Annotated in this window: 17 protein-coding genes; 7 read left to right on the top strand and 10 right to left on the bottom strand. The window is 68.0% G+C overall.

Annotation, left to right across the window (positions count from 1 at the left end):
- The first annotated feature begins 14 nt into the window (after nt 1-14).
- The 5 genes from ABH929_RS10215 to ABH929_RS10195 are packed head-to-tail and all read left to right on the top strand — an operon-like array spanning nt 15 to nt 3825.
- A complete protein-coding gene (locus tag ABH929_RS10215; protein WP_404561107.1) occupies nt 15-293 on the top strand; it encodes a hypothetical protein in 279 nt (92 codons plus the stop codon).
- Nucleotides 293-2029, top strand: coding sequence for an alpha/beta hydrolase (locus tag ABH929_RS10210; RefSeq protein WP_404561106.1), 1737 nt, complete (start codon nt 293-295; stop codon nt 2027-2029). The genes ABH929_RS10215 and ABH929_RS10210 overlap by 1 nt, the downstream gene beginning before the upstream one ends.
- Complete coding sequence (locus ABH929_RS10205; RefSeq protein WP_404561105.1) at nt 2029-2499, top strand: hypothetical protein; 471 nt, start codon at nt 2029-2031, stop codon at nt 2497-2499. The genes ABH929_RS10210 and ABH929_RS10205 overlap by 1 nt, the downstream gene beginning before the upstream one ends.
- A 49-nt stretch (nt 2500-2548) precedes the next feature.
- Nucleotides 2549-3016, top strand: coding sequence for a hypothetical protein (locus ABH929_RS10200; RefSeq protein WP_404561104.1), 468 nt, complete (start codon nt 2549-2551; stop codon nt 3014-3016).
- Complete coding sequence (locus ABH929_RS10195; protein WP_404561103.1) at nt 3013-3825, top strand: hypothetical protein; 813 nt, start codon at nt 3013-3015, stop codon at nt 3823-3825. The genes ABH929_RS10200 and ABH929_RS10195 overlap by 4 nt, the downstream gene beginning before the upstream one ends.
- Before the next feature lie 108 nt (nt 3826-3933).
- Here ABH929_RS10195 and ABH929_RS10190 read toward each other — a convergent pair whose 3' ends face one another.
- Nucleotides 3934-4506 carry a hypothetical protein gene (locus tag ABH929_RS10190; protein ID WP_404561101.1) on the bottom strand — a complete coding sequence of 191 codons (573 nt, stop codon included), beginning with the start codon at nt 4504-4506 and terminating at the stop codon, nt 3934-3936.
- A 139-nt stretch (nt 4507-4645) separates the two neighbouring features.
- On the opposite strand from ABH929_RS10190, the gene ABH929_RS10185 reads away from it, so the two are divergent.
- On the top strand, nt 4646-5578 hold the full coding sequence (locus tag ABH929_RS10185) for an NADP-dependent oxidoreductase (RefSeq protein ID WP_404561100.1): 933 nt from the start codon (nt 4646-4648) through the stop codon (nt 5576-5578).
- Nucleotides 5579-5993: 415 nt separating this feature from the next.
- Here the strand turns inward: ABH929_RS10185 and ABH929_RS10180 are convergent, their stop codons facing one another.
- Both ABH929_RS10180 and ABH929_RS10175 read right to left on the bottom strand, forming a co-directional pair.
- Entirely contained in the window at nt 5994-7079 is a 1086-nt protein-coding gene (locus ABH929_RS10180) for a BsuBI/PstI family type II restriction endonuclease (RefSeq protein WP_404561098.1), read from the bottom strand.
- A complete protein-coding gene (locus ABH929_RS10175) occupies nt 7079-8761 on the bottom strand; it encodes an Eco57I restriction-modification methylase domain-containing protein (RefSeq protein WP_404561097.1) in 1683 nt (560 codons plus the stop codon). Before ABH929_RS10175 ends, ABH929_RS10180 begins: the two co-directional genes overlap by 1 nt.
- A 201-nt stretch (nt 8762-8962) precedes the next feature.
- Here ABH929_RS10175 and ABH929_RS10170 point away from each other — a divergent pair, with 201 nt between their 5' ends.
- On the top strand, nt 8963-9466 hold the full coding sequence (locus ABH929_RS10170) for a hypothetical protein (protein WP_404561095.1): 504 nt from the start codon (nt 8963-8965) through the stop codon (nt 9464-9466).
- 677 nt (nt 9467-10143) lie between these two features.
- Here the strand turns inward: ABH929_RS10170 and ABH929_RS10165 are convergent.
- The 7 genes from ABH929_RS10165 to ABH929_RS10135 form a co-directional block, all read right to left on the bottom strand.
- On the bottom strand, nt 10144-11169 hold the full coding sequence (locus ABH929_RS10165) for a MupG family TIM beta-alpha barrel fold protein (RefSeq protein ID WP_404561092.1): 1026 nt from the start codon (nt 11167-11169) through the stop codon (nt 10144-10146).
- The gene (locus ABH929_RS10160) at nt 11169-12722 is read right to left on the bottom strand and encodes a PTS transporter subunit EIIC (protein WP_404561091.1); all 1554 of its coding nucleotides are present in this window, start codon (nt 12720-12722) and stop codon (nt 11169-11171) included. The genes ABH929_RS10165 and ABH929_RS10160 overlap by 1 nt, the downstream gene beginning before the upstream one ends.
- Nucleotides 12723-12782: 60 nt before the next feature.
- Nucleotides 12783-13697 carry an N-acetylmuramic acid 6-phosphate etherase gene (gene murQ, locus ABH929_RS10155; RefSeq protein ID WP_404561090.1) on the bottom strand — a complete coding sequence of 305 codons (915 nt, stop codon included), beginning with the start codon at nt 13695-13697 and terminating at the stop codon, nt 12783-12785.
- 8 nt (nt 13698-13705) lie between these two features.
- Complete coding sequence (locus ABH929_RS10150; RefSeq protein WP_263091835.1) at nt 13706-14593, bottom strand: MurR/RpiR family transcriptional regulator; 888 nt, start codon at nt 14591-14593, stop codon at nt 13706-13708.
- A 192-nt stretch (nt 14594-14785) separates the two neighbouring features.
- Nucleotides 14786-15367: a hypothetical protein gene (locus ABH929_RS10145; protein ID WP_263091834.1), complete on the bottom strand. Its 582-nt coding sequence runs from the start codon at nt 15365-15367 to the stop codon at nt 14786-14788.
- A 299-nt stretch (nt 15368-15666) separates the two neighbouring features.
- A complete protein-coding gene (locus ABH929_RS10140) occupies nt 15667-16143 on the bottom strand; it encodes a DUF4395 domain-containing protein (RefSeq protein WP_263091833.1) in 477 nt (158 codons plus the stop codon).
- Complete coding sequence (locus tag ABH929_RS10135) at nt 16140-16583, bottom strand: co-chaperone YbbN (RefSeq protein ID WP_263091832.1); 444 nt, start codon at nt 16581-16583, stop codon at nt 16140-16142. Before ABH929_RS10135 ends, ABH929_RS10140 begins: the two co-directional genes overlap by 4 nt.
- Nucleotides 16584-16595 lie beyond the last annotated feature (12 nt).

Here is a 16595-nt window from a genome sequence, read left to right as displayed (position 1 = left end):
AGACGGGGGAGACGATGGCTGATCTGACGGTGTCGTGGAGCACGCTCGAAGCTGTTCACGGCGCGCTCGAGAGGGCGACCGGAACGTTCACGGGCGCCTCGCTCCCGGCCGAGGGCGGTGCATCCGGATCAGGCGACGTCGCCCAGGCGTTCGCGGCCTTCCGGACGGCCCACGAGCGTTCGGCCGAGTGGTTGGCCGACACGAGCCGGACGCTCGGCGAGTACGCGAAGGACACCAGGTCGCTCTTCGCCGACGCCGACGACGACCTGGCCGGCAAAGCCGGGGGCAAGTGATGGCGGCCGACCCCCTCGCCGGCGACCCTGGCGCGATCACCAAGCTCTCGAGCGCTCTTGCCGATCACCAGGACGACATCCGCACGGGCGCGCACCAGGTCGTCAGTGCGCAACACGACGCCGACGGGTGGGAAGGCGCATCGAAGGACCGCTTCACCACCACCATCGGCACGATCGCGCCCGCCGCGCAGCGCATCATCAGTCGACTCGACGCAGCGATCGACGTGCTCGACACCTACGCCGAGGCCGTCCGACAGATCCAGGACGAGGCCGAACGCATCCAAGCCGCTCAGCTGACGAACGCCGTCGACTCGATCGCCAACGCCGTCTCGATGGGCAGCGCTCAGTCGACTGCTGCGGGCAGCGACGCCACCGAAGCCGACGACCGACGAGTCGATCGTCTGCGGACCGACGCCGACGACCTCGCCGCAGCCGCCAAGCGACTCGACGCGGAGTGGGACGCCCTCGTGGAGCGGCGGGCTGCTGCGGACCGGACAGCAGCCGCGGGGCTCACCGACAGTGAGGTGCGCGGGGTCGCCGTCGGGTACGCGGGGACGCTCGCCGCGATGAGCGACACCGACTTCCTGCGGGCCGTGGCCGGGATGCCGCCCGAGGTGCTCGCGGCACAGGGGAACGGCGTCGCGGACCAGATCGCAGCTATGCCACCCGAGATCGTGCAGGCGTGGTGGGACGGGCTCGGTGGCCGGGGGACCGCGGGCGAGCACTCGGCGGCGCAGGACGCGTTGATCACGGCGTTGCCCGCGGTGATCGGCAACCTGAACGGGGTGCCGTACTGGGCGCGTGACCAGGCGAACCGGCTGGGTGCGCAGCGGGCGTACGTGGAGGCGACTGAGGCTCTGGGCAAGGCCCGAAAGACGTACGGGAAGGCGGTCGGGCGTGCTGCGCAGGCTGTCGCTCACCGGGCGCTGATCGCGGCGCAAGAGCGGTACAACCAGCTCAAGAACTTCACGGCCGGCGCCCGCACCCAACTCGCAGTCGACGACTCGGTCCCACGGCAGATGGTGTCGTTCCACGATGGGGAACCACCCCTCGGCGCGTTCTCCGTCGGCGATCTCGACACCGCCGACGGCGTCAGCTTCGTTGTCCCGGGGATGGGGTCGTCGCTGGCTGACACGACGCAGTACATGCGTGCTTCCTCGAACGTCATGTTGTCGCAGCGCCAGATGGATCGCGGAGCGAACACGGCGATGGTCACATGGTTGGGGTACGAAGCTCCGCCTAATGCCGCCACCACCGGGAACCTCGGCGTCTTCGGCGATTCGTACGCCGAACGAGGAGCACCGAAGCTGGCCGCCGACCTCGGTGGATTCCGTGCGACGCGGCCAGACGCTCAGCTTGATGTCGTGGCACATTCCTACGGTTCGACGATGTCGTCGATCGCGCTCCACGAGAACCCCGACCTGGGCGTGCACTCGCTCGTCACGCTCGGTTCAGCGGGCATTCCGACTTCCATCCCGAACGCAGCGGCGACGAACGTCGAGCACATGTACGCGGCGCAGGGAGTCGAAAAGGGCGACATCGCGTACATCGGCCGGAAGTACAGCATTCGACTCGACCCCGCTGACGGTTTCGACGGTGCGACGAGGATCAAGGCATTCGGAGAGAACGGCGTGAACATCCATGGCCTCACGGCGCCGACCGGTTCGCATGATCACGGCTACCTCGACTTCGGTACCCCTACGCTGGCAGCCGTGGCGAAGGTGACCCTGCCGTGATGGCGAAGCAACGCATCGGGCTCGTCCTGTTGACGGCGAGTTTGGTGACGGTGGGCCTCACGGCCTGTGCAGGAGGGAATCAATCGATGCACACCCCCGAGGACGCGAAGGCCGAAGCCTTGCAGCTGCTCCGCAAGACGGAAGAGGCCGTGGACGTGTCGTGGCCAGACACCCCTGAACCGACCGCCGAGCCGTGCGATGACGGCGTCCGCTTCGCTTACTTGATCCCGGTGTCGGTCGACAACGACGCCAAGGCGACCGCCAAGTCGCTTCGGCAGTTGTGGGAGTCGGAAGGGCTTCGAGTATCGCCGTCCGAGACGGATTTCGGGGGGACGAGGGGCACGCTCTACTCGGCGACTGCCGACCGGGACGGTGCGGCAGGAGCGGCGTACCAAATCAGTTCGACGTCGGTCGCGGTGCAGGTGACCTCTCCGTGCGCAACGGGGTCGGTGCACGATTACGACGAGTGATGGCGTCGAGGCGAGGGGGGCTCCGATGATCAGGCGTGTGGACAAACCCATGGACGCTGCCGCTCTGGCCGGCACGATCGCCCTCGCGCTGTCGGGGTGCGGGCTGACAGCGCCGGGAAAGACCATGACCATCGACGAGGCGCGCTCGCAGGCCGTGACCGAACTCCGGTCGGTCCTGGAACTCGCTCCCGACACGTGGCCGCAGGAAGTCCCGAAGCCGGCCGCGAACGACTGCCAGGTCGACGGGCAGAAGGCGGTGCAGTTCAGCTACTACGTCGAGGTGATCACGCCGGATGACCCGCAGGTGCTCGTCGAACAGGCCAGTGAACACTGGAGGAAACAAGGGTACGAGCTCACAACGACGCGGACCGAGATGGACGCACAGACGGGCGACGTGTCCGCTGCGGTTGCGCGCGCCGAGGGCAAGCCTCGTGCGTCGATCGCAGCCACGAATACCCGCGCGCACGTCAACGTGGACTCGCGCTGCGTGCCCGGTGACCCGGACGACTACCGATGACGACCGGGAAATCCGCGACCGCCGTCGTCGAGACCACGACGACCGATGACGACGCGCTGCACCGGCGCAACCGGCTGATCCTCGGGATCGTCCTCGCGCCGATCGGAGTCCCGATCGCGCTCTTCCTCGAGTTCATGGTGCAGATCAGCTTCGCATGGCGCTCGTCGAACGACGGCGGGGCAACTGCAGCGCCACAGGTCGCCGCGATCGTGGTCGGACTGCTTGCCACCGTCCCGGCGCTCGTCGGCGGGATCCGAGCTCTCCGCGACCGAGTCTTCCGAGCGATCGCGTCGGGAGCGACGGTGGTCGGCGGGATCGGCTTGCTCGCTGTCGTGCTGCTCGTCGTCGTCCCGGCGTTCGACACGCTTCCTCGGGCTGCGAGCGACGCGCGCTCTCTCAGGGAACAGCAACGTCAGGACGAGCTCGAGTTCGTCGGGGTCGGCGGCCCAACGTCGGCCGAGGAAGCGGGCGAGCTCATGCAGAACGATGTCGATCGCGCTCTGCGAACGCTCTCGGTTCGCTCCGACGTCGTCGCGCGCCGGACGTGGTCCACCACAAGCACGACTGACCTCGGGAACCGTTGCAAGGTGTTCCACGAGCGCATCAGCCTCCCGGACAGCGTCGATCGGAAGCGAGCGGACCAGCTGCTCGCAGCCGATTGGAAGTCCAGAGGCCTCGGTATCGAGGACACGGACCGCCAAGGCAACCCGCAGGTGACCATCGTCGAGTCCGATGCGACGCTCACGTACCTCCGAGGCACCAACCAGCTCCTGGTCGAGAGCGATTGCATCCCGTTCGCGGCCCCCTGAAGAGCTCGGCCAGAGCGGGTCCGGTGGCCCGGGTCGCGTCGCAACCAATGAGGTCTGACGGTTCTGGTTCGCGATCGTCGGGGATCGCGAACCGGAACCGCCACGACTTCAGTACTGCGGACGGATCCAGTCCGTCGGTTGCACGAAGCGGGCGCGGGGCAGGGCCTCGTCGGGCTCCGCGGTCCGCACGCTCGTGATGATCGTGTCCTCGCCGTACTCCGACAAGCGACGGGCGATGCCGTCGCGTTCGTCGATCACCAGTGTCGCGCGGGTCGCGGGGTCCCCTCGGTGCTCGAACGTCACCAGGATCGAATGCTCGCCGATGTGCTGGACCAGGATCGGGTGGAAGCTCTCGGGACCGCGACCCCATCGGAGCATCAGGTTGGGCACGGCCATCCGGACGACGGGATACGAGACCATGCTCCGGGCGAACGACACCTCGATCGGGCCGTCGTCGGGCTCGTGGAACACGCCGTCGCGGTAGGAGACCGGCTTGGCACGCTGGCGGACGAGCGTCCAGGTCTGCGCGGCCTCGTCGATGTCGACGCGGAACTGCCAGAACTTCTGCCGGGACTCCTGATGGATGCCCTCGAGGACGTACCGGGCTGGTCGGCGGAGGGCGGCGAGGTCCTCGGCGATCGCGGGGCCGTCGGACCGGGTGAGGAGTTCGTCGAAACGCACGGTGCCAGCATGGCGCACCACGTGCAGTGGACGTCACCCCGTGACGGACTGGAGGCCCGTGGCGGCCTGGCGTCGTGCCTCCCGTCCGATGGTGGGTCGCGTCAGGTTGCGTCAAGCAACGTCCGCGTAGACCGGGAAGATGCAGGTCGTCGGAGTCGAACAGTTCGGAGGGCCGGAGGCCCTCGCCGTCCACGAGGTGCCGGAGCCGCACGCCGGTGCGGGGTCCGTGCGGATCCGGGTGCAGGCGTTCGCCGTGAACCCGACCGACACGGGGGTGCGTGCCGGGCAGCGGGACAGCTCGCAGGCTTCGCCGCCGTACGTGCCGGGGATGGACGCCGCCGGGGTGATCGACGAGGTCGGGCCCGACGTCACCGGCTGGCAGGTCGGCGACGAGGTCATGGCGATGGCATTGCCGCTCAGCGCCCACGGTGGCGCCTACGTGCAGGAGCTCGTCGCGCCGGTGGGGTCGTTCACGCGGATCCCCCGTGGGACGTCGATCCCGCTCGCCTCCACAGTCCCGATGAACGGGTTGACGGCGCTGCAGATCCTGTCGCACGCCTCGCTCGCGCCTGGACAGACGCTCGCCGTGACCGGGGCCGCTGGGTTGCTCGGGAACTACGTGGTGCAGCTGGCGAAGGCCGCCGGGCTGACCGTGATCGCGGATGCAGCTGAGAAGGACGAGGCGCTGGTCCGGTCGCTCGGGCCGGACCACATCGTGCCTCGCGGGGATGGGTTTGCTGCCGCTGTCCGTGAACTCGTGCCGGACGGGGTCGATGCGCTCGCCGATGCTGCGGTGCAGCGGTCCTCGGTCGTGGATGCGGTTCGCGACGGCGGAGTGTTCTTCGATGTGCGGGGGTGGCAGGGCGACGGGGCTCGGGGCATCGAGTTCGTGCAGGTGATGGTGTTCTCGGAGTACCGGTCGTTCGACAAGCTCGAGCAGCTGCGGCACGCGGTGAAGAGTGGGACGTTGACGCCACGGGTCGCCGAGGTGTTGCCGGCTGCTCGGGCTGTGGAGGCGCATGAGCGGTTGGAGGCTGGGGGGACGCGGGGGCGGTTCGTGTTTACGTGGTAGCTGTGGGTCAATGCGACGGGACATCGAAGACGCCGGTGCTGCGCTACTCTCGAGCAGTTCAGCGGGCCGCTAGTGACTTGAGTAACCGACGGACTCGTGCCGAGGCGCTTTCCGAGTATTTGAGCGGAGAGCGCTCAACTGTTGATCTCAATGGCCCAACGGATGAGAGCGTCGAGGAGTCGAGTGTGGAAGAGGATCCCTACGATGACGAGTGAATCGAGGCGGCGCTAAAATTGACACGGGGACGCTCGCGTTAGCCGGAGAAGGTGAAGAGCCGTCGGGCAGCGCCGTGATCGTCCGAAACGCAGACGGTACTCGGGGTGAGCGTCGTGCCTGCCAGCCGTGGCGTGGCACACATCTATCCGCGACCAAAGGGGTCAACTGAGTATGGGTTTCAGGAGAGTAAAGGGGTGAGCTACCTCGCGGCGTCGCTGATCTCAGTCCACAGGAGTTCGAAAGCCGGTTCGTCGCGGAACCATGCGAACGTGTCCGGAGCTAGGTCTTTCAACCGCCGCTTAGCGGGGCCGGCATTTCTGCTTTCGAATGCGGTCAGGAACGCGACCTGGTAAGCCGGAATGTGTTGCGCCGCAGCCCATTCGAGGAGTTGCGCCTTTCGCTCAACGTCAATGGGGCCGTCCGTATGAACGGCCTCGATGACCCAGAACGTTCCGTTTCCTCCGGCATCGAAGAGCAGTGCATCGGGAAGTAGCTGGCTGACCGCGATGATAACCCCAAGCGTCTGTAGCCGCTGCTCGTCAACGTAGGCTTGCTTTTCTCCAGGTTCCGAGATCGCAAGGACTAGAGGGGTGTGCAGCTTGCGAGGTGCCCACTCCTCGATAACGCCTTTAAGGATCAGCGAAGCGTGACCACGTTCGAGGAGCCGGACAGAGCCATCAGGGAACGTGACTTTGACGGCATCGGTCGCGCGTGCATGGTCGCGGACGGCCATGGCCTTCGCGCGAGCGCTGGTGGTCATGTGAGTTTCGATCCACGTCGTGATTGCAGCGTCAAGGTCATCAGCTTCAAGCGTGGGGTCGAAGAGATCCGCGAAGTGGTCAGCGAGAGCCCATCGGGCTGCTGATGAGGTGGTTTTCACGCCCGGTCGCGTCACCATTGCGTTGTTGGCGCGGAGGAGGTTCCATGAGTCGTCGCGGAGCGACTCGCGCGAGTCTTGCGCGTACCACTGCTCGAAAGCGATGTCCCACGAGCTGAGAAGCGCGGCGACCTTCTCGCGTCCGCGCATTGCGGCTTTACCCCACGAGATCCGGTGCTCTTCTGTGGTCGCGCTATAGAGAATATTTTCTTGCATCCACAGGGCCGTGGAAGGTCGTGCCCAGACGGTGTCTGGTCCCGGGCCGACGGCTCCCACGTAAATGAGCGCGGCTACGCCTGCGGCCGAGATTGGGCTGGAAAGGTTTGTGTCGAACGCCTCCCGAGGGAAGATCTTCAGAAGCCGTTCGGCGGCCAGCTCCCGGCTGATGATAGGGCGGAGCGATGGCATCAGCTGAGCCTGTACGCCTTCGCCACGGCCGACTCAAGCTCCTCGCCGCGGAGGTCCTCCCAGGAGGCGAGTACTTCAGCGTCAGGGAGAGGCAGTGCGGCAAGCTCGTAGCTCGACACGGCGACCGTGCCACTGAGGCAGCGCATGACACGATCTAGGGTCCGCGTGGCGAGGATACGTGCGACAGCGCCCCGCGATAGTAGCGGAAGTGGCGTCGTCGGCAAGAGCACATTGACGTGGTTTTCGATGACAACGCTTCCGCCGAACTCCTCCAGCCTTCCGGATGTGAGCTCGGCCGGGACGAGGCGCCTCGTCTGCTCCGGCGCTGTCGTGCGTTGCACCAACACGGCCGGCTCGTTGAGTGTCATCACCTTGGCATCGTGGTCGTCCCTGAGAGCTAGGTAGCGCTGCGCGTTCCGCGCGGGAGCGCAGCGCACTTCGCCGCCGTCGATGTCTGCGCCCCACAAGATCACCCGTCTTGCTTTGCCCGGGCGAGCGAAAATGTGTTCGCGTCGCCGGTTCCACACAAGCGGCCCGGTCGAAGCGCGATAGCCGACGGTTGTTAGTGTGAGCGGAAGCTGTGCTGCGGCTGCCGCGGTCACTGCATCAATTGGATCCCGCGGAATGAGCCAAGGGCCTTCACCCTTTGGCGGTGTGATGGATGCGACGGGCTCTATGTTTCCATTGACCCGTGCCACCGTGGTCTGAGGGTGGCGTTTGCGTTGGAATACGGCCAAGCAGGTTTCCTGGAGCACGCCGGTGAAGGAGCCGCTGCGATCGAGGACAAACGCCACGCTTCTTAACGGTGCCTGCTCCGAGAGGTAGCGCCGGAGTCGATGCTGGTAAAGCCCCGCGGCGAAGCTTGTCGGGACGAGTGCGCTGAGCAGACCATTGATGGTGAGGTTGCGAGCCCCTTCGGCCATGAAGAGGCCATAGATGTTGGCGTGTCCGTAGAGCACGTGCGCGTACTGCTCACGGGTTGCGGCGTCCAACGGCACCCGGCCGTAGGGCGGGTTCATGATCGCGATCACCGCTGGCGGGAGAGCGGAGTCCAATCCGTCCCCCCGTCGAATGAGAGGGGGCAGCGGACGCCGATTCTTCTCAGGTACCCGGACGAGCGTCGGCAGCATCTCGGCTGCGAGAATCACACTCCCTACCCACGCGGCGAGCCCGTCCTGATCGATACCTTCGATCAGTTGCGGCAGTGCAGCGATTGTCAGTGCCGCATCATCGGCAGCTGTGGCGCGCAGGTGCTCGCGAAGCGGTGGTAGGAGCAGCGCCCCGGATCCAGCCGCGGGATCCCGCAGCAGTCCGGGTAACCGGTGATCTTCGCTGGTCCAGCTCAACGCTGCTCGGGTCTGCGCCCACAGGTGGTCCGCTAGATCGGCAGGGGTGTAGTGCTGGCCATGCCGCGCGCGGCTCGAAGGGGACAGGGTCTGCACGTATGCCTGTCCGAGCTCATGTCCGGACCGGTCGCGCAGGTCTGGGGCATCCGGCGAGTCATTGAACGACGGCGCGACTGCTCCAACGGCGTGCTCCGGATCGAGCCACCGACCGGAGAGGCCGACATGTGCCGCCCGATGCGCCCACCATGAGCGCAGTGAGGCGAGCATCTCTGTGGTGGCATCCGGTCGGTACGCAGCTGTTGATGCGGCCGCAGCCTTCGTTCCCGTACGTGCCATGTGACAACGATATGGGTGAAAGGAGCGCATCGCAGCGGCGTGCCCGCCCGTGTCCGAAGATGCACCCGTGCATATCCGATGGGGTCGACATGGTCCCGACGTGCTCGGTACATGTTCCAGTCATGGACGTCGTCGCCTCGTGCCGACCGGAGTGGTGTCGTGAGTACCTGTCATGATGAGGGTTGGAAAGGGGAACCTCGCGTGGATGCGAAACCTGAGCACGAAATCGTGGCCGCCCGTCGTCGGCAGTTCGACCGGGTCCGCCTGCTGAATGAGGAGATGGACCGGTTGACGATCGATGTCGACCAACGAGCCGCGAGCGTCTCGAGCAAGGCCTCATTCTTGGCCGTTGCTGCCGGTGTCATCATCGGAGCATCCGTTGCGCAGCTGTGGACCGTGCTTCCCTGGATCGGCGTCCTCGCGTTGGGCTTCGCGTGTGTCGGGCTGTTGTGCGCCACAGTGGCGCTTCGACCAGGACGCCGAATCGGGCTCGTTGCGCAGCGACTTGCCGACCTCTACCTGGACTCGGAGTTGTACGCAGCCGCGATCGAGACGCAGTTGGTTCGACAAAAGGCCGACGTCATCAGCGCGCGTGAATCTGACCTAATCAAGCGGGCGCGATGGGTGGCAGCCGGGTCCACTGCGCTGCTGGTGTCGGTTGCTGCGCTTACGATCGTATTCGCAACTCAGACCCTGGGAGGGTGACGATGGGACGACCGGGCTTCGACGAAAATGCACCAGGCGGTAGTGGCGACGACGAATCCGACGCCGGACTCATTGGGTTCGTCCAAGAGAGTGGCGATGGCACGGGCTTCCTGACGGCGAGCGCCAACGAAGACGACACTTACACGGCAGACGGCGGGGGTGAGGAACACACGCGGTAAGCGATCCCGTGGGTCTGAAGTTGCGGCCATCGCGACGGCACGTATTCAAAGATATATTGTGCCGCCGTATCGGCATGTACGAGAGCAGCTGGCCACGCTCAGAGTTGCCGGCTCTCCTATGTGTGGGGGCGGCGTCAGTTCCCGTCGCGGACGGCCGGGGTGACGCGACCGTGACAGGAGACTTCGTGGCGGTTCGCGTTGGCTGCTCGCGGATCTTCAAGAGTTCTTCAGAGGACCCGCGCTTGGTCGCGTTACTTGCGATGGTGGGATTGGTGCGATTGGAGCGGCCAGATCCTGACGTACTCGGCAGCCGACTGACTCGCGTCGTCCCTGGCTGTGGTGCTCGCGTCGGACGGCGAGCTCGAGTGCAGTGTCCCGGCGGCCGAACCGCACCATGTGCCGTCGGCGCGCGTCGTCCGCTTTCCAGTGCTCCATCTCGAGGATCGTCGTCGAGTGGTCTCGACCCCGCGCGGGCGGACACCCATCAGTGCATGAAAATCAGCGGAGCACGGTTGCGGGGAAGCGAACAGCCATCGGAGGAACGGCGCCGGCAAGTGTCCCGAGGACGGCGACGCGGCCGTCGGCTGGTAGGTCGCGCAGCGTGATCCCGATCTCCCCGCAGTACCTCCCCGCCGACGCCAACTGGACGGTGACGGACCCCGCAGGCCTCGGCTGACCACCGACTTCGGGCAGCGGCAACCCGGCGAACCGCTCTCGCGAGTGCTCCAGCCGGATCATGGCCTCAGCCGCATCAGGGCGGTTCCGATCGGGGACCGCCAGCGCCTCGATGACCGCCGGATGAACACCCGGGGCAGCAATGCCGTCGAGCACGACGAGGTCATCCCGGACGAACGACCCGAGCCGCGACCACGTGTGATCGGTGAGCGCCGGATCACCGACGTACACATCGTCCACGCCTACATCGACGAGTTCGAGCGCCTGGAACAACGGCGGCACGGTCCGGTGCCCCTCGACGGTCGGCAGCCCCTCGCCGAGCGGCCCACGCCGCACGGAGTCGCCGGCGATGAACGCCCCGACGCGCCAGCCAAAGGACCGGGCGACAGCGACCGACGACGCCACTGACGAAAGCGCCAGCCCGGTCCACTCCCGCGGGTAGAAGTTGTGGATCAGTTCGACGTCCAGGTCAGCGAACGGAGCCAGGTCGGCGGCCCGCAGCGTGCTCGCGTTGAGCGCGATCGGCAGGACGGCAGCGATCGAGAGGATCTCAGGGACCGAGAACCCGAAGTCGATCCGCGCCCGAGCCACTCCGATCGACAGCAGGAAGTCCCACGGCGAATCACCGAGCAACCGCGCAGTGTTGGGGGAGACATCGGCGACGACGGACAACCCCGAGGACGCAGCAGCCGACACGATCGCGGTCGCAGCGGCTCGGGCGCCCGAAGGCGAGTCCTCCGGGATGTGCAGCGAGGTGAACGCGAGCGTCGCACCGGCGGCCGCGGCGGACTCGAAGGTCGGACCAGCCAGCTGACCATGCGCCAGGTACGCGCTCGCGCCCAACCGCATCAGCGCGCAGTTCCCACAGAGTCAGCCGGCGTGACCTGCACGTCGAGCGGGGCGTCCGGAGCGACGGGGTCGCCGGACGGTGCAGACGACTGCGCCTCGAGGTCGGCTCGCACCGAGTCGGACACCCCGAACAACAACGTCGCCACGAACCCGACGACGTACGCCACGATGAGCCCCGACCCGTACCCGAGCAGCGCCCAGCCGTAGCCGGACGAGCCGTTGAGCAGCGGGAGCAGGGACAGGTCTGAGGCACCGATTGCGATCGCCCCGACGGAGTGCCCGAGCTGGTCGAACAGCCCGACGACACCGCCGCCGAAGGCCCCACCGATGCACGCGGTGACGAACGGACGACCGAGGGGCAGCGTCACGCCGTAGATGAGGGGCTCACCGACACCGAGGAGCCCAGCCGGAAGTGCACCACGGATGGTGCGGGAGAGAGCCTCGTTGCGACGGAAGCGCATCCAGAGCGCGAGCGCGGCACCGATCTGCCCGGCACCACCCATCGCCAGGACGGGCAGCAACACGGTCCACCCGGTCTGGTCGATCAGGGTGGTGTGGATCGGAGTCAGGGCCTGGTGCATACCGGTCATGACGAGCGGCAGAAAGAGTCCTCCGAGGACGAAGCCGGCGAACGCCCCGCCGTTGGCGAGGAGCCACGTGGCAGCGGTCCCGATCGCGACGGAGACGACTCCGGCGACGGACATCAGGATCCCGAGCGTGATCGACCCGGCGACCAGAACGGTCACGGTCGGGACGACGATGAGCGCGATGACATCGGGAGTCACGCGCCGCATGAAGCGCTCGACGTACGCGGCGAGGATGCCGCCAGCCATGGCGCCGAGCACGCCGCCCTGCCCGGGAGCCAGGGTCTCGCCGAACACGGTGACGTTCGCGACGCCGGCCGCGACGATGATGCCGCCGACCGCGCCGCCGAGGATGGGCGTGCCGCCGAACTCCTTCGCGGCGTTCATCCCCACGAACACGGCGAGCAGCGAGAGGAACCCGGACGAGAGCACGCCGAGGAACGGCGTCACCCCGGGCAGCCACCCGAGGTTCGTCAGGATGCCGTTGATCCCGGCGATCAGCCCGCAGGCGATCAGCGCCGGGATGAGCGGGATGAAGATCGCGGAGATCTTCCGGATCGCACGCATCGTGCGGCCGTCGGAGCGAGACCGTGCGGACGCCTTGATGGATGCGCCGCGAGCGGCGAGCTCCTCGGGCGACGCACCCGACGCACCGGATGCACCCGACGCGGCAGCGGCACTGGACGAACCAGCACTACCAGCCGCAGCCGACGGGGCGGCCGCGCGCAGGGCCTCCAGGTCGACGGCCACGCGGTCGACGAGACCCGGGCCGAGCACGATCTGCAGGTTCGAGCCGGCCGCGATGGCGGCCATGACGCCTTCGGTGGCCTTGAGGTCCTCGAGCGCGACGGAGGAGTCGGACACGACCTCCACCCGCAGGCGGGTCATGCAGTTCTCGACGTCGGCGATGTTCGCGGAACCGCCAACGGAGTCGAGGATCTGCTGGGCGAGTTGCTGTGCATCGGGCATTGCTGTGCTCCTCGGGGGAAGGAATCGAGCGGAAGGAAAGCGGAGAAAGGGGAACGGGATCTACAGCACGGCGCGCAAGGAACCGGAAGCGGCGACGAGGCGCTCACGGGCCGAAGCAGCCGAGGCACCAGTCAGGATCACGGCGATGGCGGTCTTCACCTCGCCGTCCGAGGCATCGAGCGCAGCCTGGACGTCAGCGGGGGGAGCGCCGGTGACGTCCTGCACGAGCGAGAACGCCCGCGCGACGAGCTTCGCGTTCGTCGCCCGCACGTCGACCATGCGGTTGCCGTACGTCTTGTGGCTGCGCACCATCGCGAGCGTGGTGAGCATGTTGAGCACGAGCTTCTGCGCGGTGCCCGCCTTCAGGCGGGTCGACCCGGCGATGAACTCGGGGCCGACGACGACGTCGACGGCGATGTCCGCCTCCCGCCCCGCGGCCGAGTCGGGGTTGCACGCGACGGAGACCGACAGGGCGGACCGGCGCCGGGCCTCCAGGATGGCTGCGATCACGTAGGGCGTCCTGCCGGACGCGCTGATCCCGACGACCACGTCGTCGGCCGTCAGGCTGAGCGCGTCGAGGTCGCGGACGGCCGCTGCTTCGTCGTCCTCGGCGCCCTCGACGGCGGTGGTCAGGGCGACGTCGCCGCCGGCGATCAGGCCGACGACCTGCGACGGGTCGGTGCCGAAGGTGGGCGGGCACTCGCTGGCGTCGAGGACGCCGAGCCGGCCCGGCGTGCCGGCGCCGACGTAGATGAGTCGGCCGCCTCGACTGAACGCAAGAGCGATCGAGTCTGCCGCCAGGGCGATGGCCGGGAGGCACGGCTCCAGTGCCGCAGGCACGCTGCGGTCGCCGGCGTTCATGCGCTGGGCGGCTTCCAGTGTGGAGATCGTGTCGATGTCGTCCAGCGAGTGGTCGGTCGCCTCGGTGGTGAGGGCGGCGAGTTCGTCGCGGAGGGCGTCGTGGGTGTCGGTCATGGTGGTGCTCAGTTCCGGTGGTGGGTGCGGACGGCGTCGCGGCTGCGGGCGAGGAGCGGCTGGGACCGCTCGTCGGTGCGCTGCGCGACGACGATGAACAGGGCGTCGACGATGGCGAGTTGGCTCATGCGGCTGCCCATGGCTGCGGGGCGGAGGGCACTCTCGGCACCGGCGACGCCGAGCAGGACGTGGTGGGCCGCGGTGGCGAGCGGGGCGTTGGCGTGGCCGGTGATGGCGACGATCGTCGAGCACTGGGCCGCGGCGGCGTGGGCGACCTCGAGGGTCTCGGTGGTGGAGCCCGAGTGGCTGACGAGCACCAGGACGTCGTGCTCACCGATGACGCTCGCGAGGGTCAGGGCGTTGTGCGGGTCGTCGGCGATCGAGCTCACGATGCCGATGCGCTCGAGCTTGAGGTGCAGGTCCCGCGCGACGATGCCGCTCGCGCCGACGCCGTACAGGACGACCCGGCGGGCACCGCTCACGGCTGCAGCCGCTGCTTCGAGGGCGTGCGGGTCGAGTGCGGCGCGGGTATCGGCCATCACGGCGCGGACATCCTCGGTGACCTTCGCGATGACGGTGGCGACGTCGTCGTCGACGGCGACCCCCGCGTGGATCTCGGTGTGCTCCCGCTCGTGGATGCCGCGCTCGACGGCCCGGGTCATGCTGCGCTGCAGACCCGCGAAGTTCGCGAAGCCGAGGTGCTGGGCGAAGCGAGAGACGGTGGCGGGGGAGACGCCCGCGCGGCCGGCGAGTTCGGCGGCGTTCGTGGTGGCTGCGGCTGCCGGGTCCTCGAGGACGGCGTCGGCGATGGCGCGCATGCTCGACGGCATCGTGGCCGACTGGGTGCGGACGAGAGCGAAGGCGTCGGCGCGCTCGACCCGGTCGGTGATCGTCATCCCGCTATGAAAGCGGCTTTCGTGCGCGAGCGCCAGGGGTGAAAGTAAATTGCGTGTTACAGGTGGTGGGCGTGCCGGGCCTGGCGGCGAGGTGCGGCGCGCTTCCGGTTCGCGCAACCGGAGTCAGCTCGCGCCGCAGAATCGCGCGGCTCGGACGCACTTTGGTTGTGCGGACGGTCGTGCTCGTCAGGCCTACGGTGTCGGGGAGGCGGCGACAGTTGCCGCCCGCAGGTACCGCCGCGATCGACGTACTGCGCGCAGCAGGATCGGCGTCACGATCAGTGCGGTGATGAGCAGTGCTGTGCAGAGGAACCGGGGGAACGCCGAGCCGGAGACGTCCTCGTCAGCGAACATCGGGAACTGGGCGCCAGCGATGCCGAGGTAGAGCAGGAGGAACTGGGCGAGGGCGAGCGGCTGGTAGGTGGAGAGCAGTCGTGCATGCTCGCGTGCCCGGAGGGCGAGGTCGGACTCGGGTGGCTGGATCGGGCTGCCGGTCTTGATCGCTTGCGTCACCATGCGCTTACCGGCAGGGGAGAGCCCCGCCGTTGTGGCCTGCATCGCGGTCGACATCCCGATCGTCGTGGCGAGGATCGAGAAGGTACCGGTCAGGCCACCGACGGACGCGCCGAAGCCGACAACGGTGAGGACTGCGACGGCGCCCGACTCGGTCGTGGCCAGCAGCCCGCCGATGACGGCGCCGACGACGGCTCCGATCAGTGCGAGCAGGGCCGTCCGTCGCCAGGCGCGCCGTGCTGTCAGTTCGAGTTCCCCCATGCCCCCACCCTACGAGCGGATCGCCCGACGGTGACGACGGTCGCGATGATGGCGATCGGTGCGACGAACAGCCAGTAGGTCAGCTCGGTGTTCGTCGTGATGATGCCGGCCCAGACGGCAGGGCGATCGTGAACGACTTGTTGTGGGGGAGCCTCCGCCGCCGCACAACCAAAGTCACCTCGAACCGCGGAATCGCGCGGCGCGAGGTGATTCCGATTGTTCGCCGGGCGGTGGACGGGACCAGACCGACGGCGCGGGCGGCGGGGCGGAAGCGGGCTGGGCCTCCCGGTCGACCGCCGTCAGGCGATGCCGCGTCGCGGACGGAAGACGCCTGCGCGGACCAGCCACACGTAGAGCAAGCAGCCGATGCAGACGTCGAACACGGCGTTGAGGAAGGCTGCGACCAGGGCGACGGCCGCGCCGATCGGGGCCGCGTACGGCACGCCGAGCAGGGCGAGGAGCAGGGCGACCGCGGTCACGAACAGGCCGACCTGCTGGGCGAAGGTCGGAGGTTCCGGAGCCTCGAGTTCGGCGGGCGGGGCGAGCCGCGGCCGGACGACCCGTCGGAAGAGCGCGCCGTAGGGGTGGCGGCGGATGCCGGCGATGCCGCCGATGGCGAAGAGCGCCACGATGACGGCGAGCAGGACGATGCCGACGACCCACGTCGCGGGGATCAGCGTGAGGACGATCGTCAGCGCGAGCAGGACCGTCGTGATCGCGGCGCCGAAGCGCGGGGAGCGCGGGTCGATGCCTGCTTTGTCGGGGGCGGTGGTCATCGGGACTCCTGTGGGCCGGTGAGGACGGTGTCGAGGGCTGCGGCGAGCTCCGGTGGGCGGGGTGGCCCTCCGAAGCGGGTGCGGACGGCGTGGGAACCGTCGACGAGCAGGACCGTGGGGGTCTGCAGGACGTTGAAGCGAGTGGCGAGGTGCGGGTGCTCGGTCAGGTCGATCTCGAGCCGGGTCACGCCGGCGTACTGCGCTGCGAGGCTGTCGAGCTGGCGGGCCGTCGCGGGGCAGCGGGCGCAGGTCGGCGTCGAGAACTGGACGAGGGTGGCGCGGGTGCCGAAGGCGGTCGGGGGAGCGATGTCGGCGACGGTGCTGTCGGTACTGGCTTCCGTGTTCCGCGCGCGGCCGGTGCTTGTGCGCAGGAGCAGGCCGATCACGGTGGCGAGTGCGAGGACTCCCACCAGGATGGCGACGGCCACGATGACGGTCATGCCGTGACGGTA

Source organism: Curtobacterium sp. AB7, from assembly GCF_044909335.1.
GTDB lineage: Bacteria > Actinomycetota > Actinomycetes > Actinomycetales > Microbacteriaceae > Curtobacterium.
The sequence above is the reverse complement of the archived record's forward strand: the minus strand, read 5'-3'. Positions and strand labels throughout refer to the sequence as shown.

What these genes read in the sequence shown, in the direction of transcription:
- ABH929_RS10215 (WP_404561107.1), top strand. Translation starts at nt 15, where the DNA reads ATGGCTGATCTGACGGTGTCGTGGAGCACGCTCGAAGCTGTTCACGGC.
- ABH929_RS10210 (WP_404561106.1), top strand. Translation starts at nt 293, where the DNA reads ATGGCGGCCGACCCCCTCGCCGGCGACCCTGGCGCGATCACCAAGCTC.
- ABH929_RS10205 (WP_404561105.1), top strand. Translation starts at nt 2,029, where the DNA reads ATGGCGAAGCAACGCATCGGGCTCGTCCTGTTGACGGCGAGTTTGGTG.
- ABH929_RS10200 (WP_404561104.1), top strand. Translation starts at nt 2,549, where the DNA reads ATGGACGCTGCCGCTCTGGCCGGCACGATCGCCCTCGCGCTGTCGGGG.
- ABH929_RS10195 (WP_404561103.1), top strand. Translation starts at nt 3,013, where the DNA reads ATGACGACCGGGAAATCCGCGACCGCCGTCGTCGAGACCACGACGACC.
- ABH929_RS10185 (WP_404561100.1), top strand. Translation starts at nt 4,646, where the DNA reads ATGCAGGTCGTCGGAGTCGAACAGTTCGGAGGGCCGGAGGCCCTCGCC.
- ABH929_RS10180 (WP_404561098.1), bottom strand. Translation starts at nt 7,079, where the DNA reads ATGCCATCGCTCCGCCCTATCATCAGCCGGGAGCTGGCCGCCGAACGG.
- ABH929_RS10175 (WP_404561097.1), bottom strand. Translation starts at nt 8,761, where the DNA reads ATGGCACGTACGGGAACGAAGGCTGCGGCCGCATCAACAGCTGCGTAC.
- ABH929_RS10165 (WP_404561092.1), bottom strand. Translation starts at nt 11,169, where the DNA reads ATGCGGTTGGGCGCGAGCGCGTACCTGGCGCATGGTCAGCTGGCTGGT.
- ABH929_RS10160 (WP_404561091.1), bottom strand. Translation starts at nt 12,722, where the DNA reads ATGCCCGATGCACAGCAACTCGCCCAGCAGATCCTCGACTCCGTTGGC.
- murQ (WP_404561090.1), bottom strand. Translation starts at nt 13,697, where the DNA reads ATGACCGACACCCACGACGCCCTCCGCGACGAACTCGCCGCCCTCACC.
- ABH929_RS10150 (WP_263091835.1), bottom strand. Translation starts at nt 14,593, where the DNA reads ATGACGATCACCGACCGGGTCGAGCGCGCCGACGCCTTCGCTCTCGTC.
- ABH929_RS10145 (WP_263091834.1), bottom strand. Translation starts at nt 15,367, where the DNA reads ATGGGGGAACTCGAACTGACAGCACGGCGCGCCTGGCGACGGACGGCC.
- ABH929_RS10140 (WP_263091833.1), bottom strand. Translation starts at nt 16,143, where the DNA reads ATGACCACCGCCCCCGACAAAGCAGGCATCGACCCGCGCTCCCCGCGC.
- ABH929_RS10135 (WP_263091832.1), bottom strand. Translation starts at nt 16,583, where the DNA reads ATGACCGTCATCGTGGCCGTCGCCATCCTGGTGGGAGTCCTCGCACTC.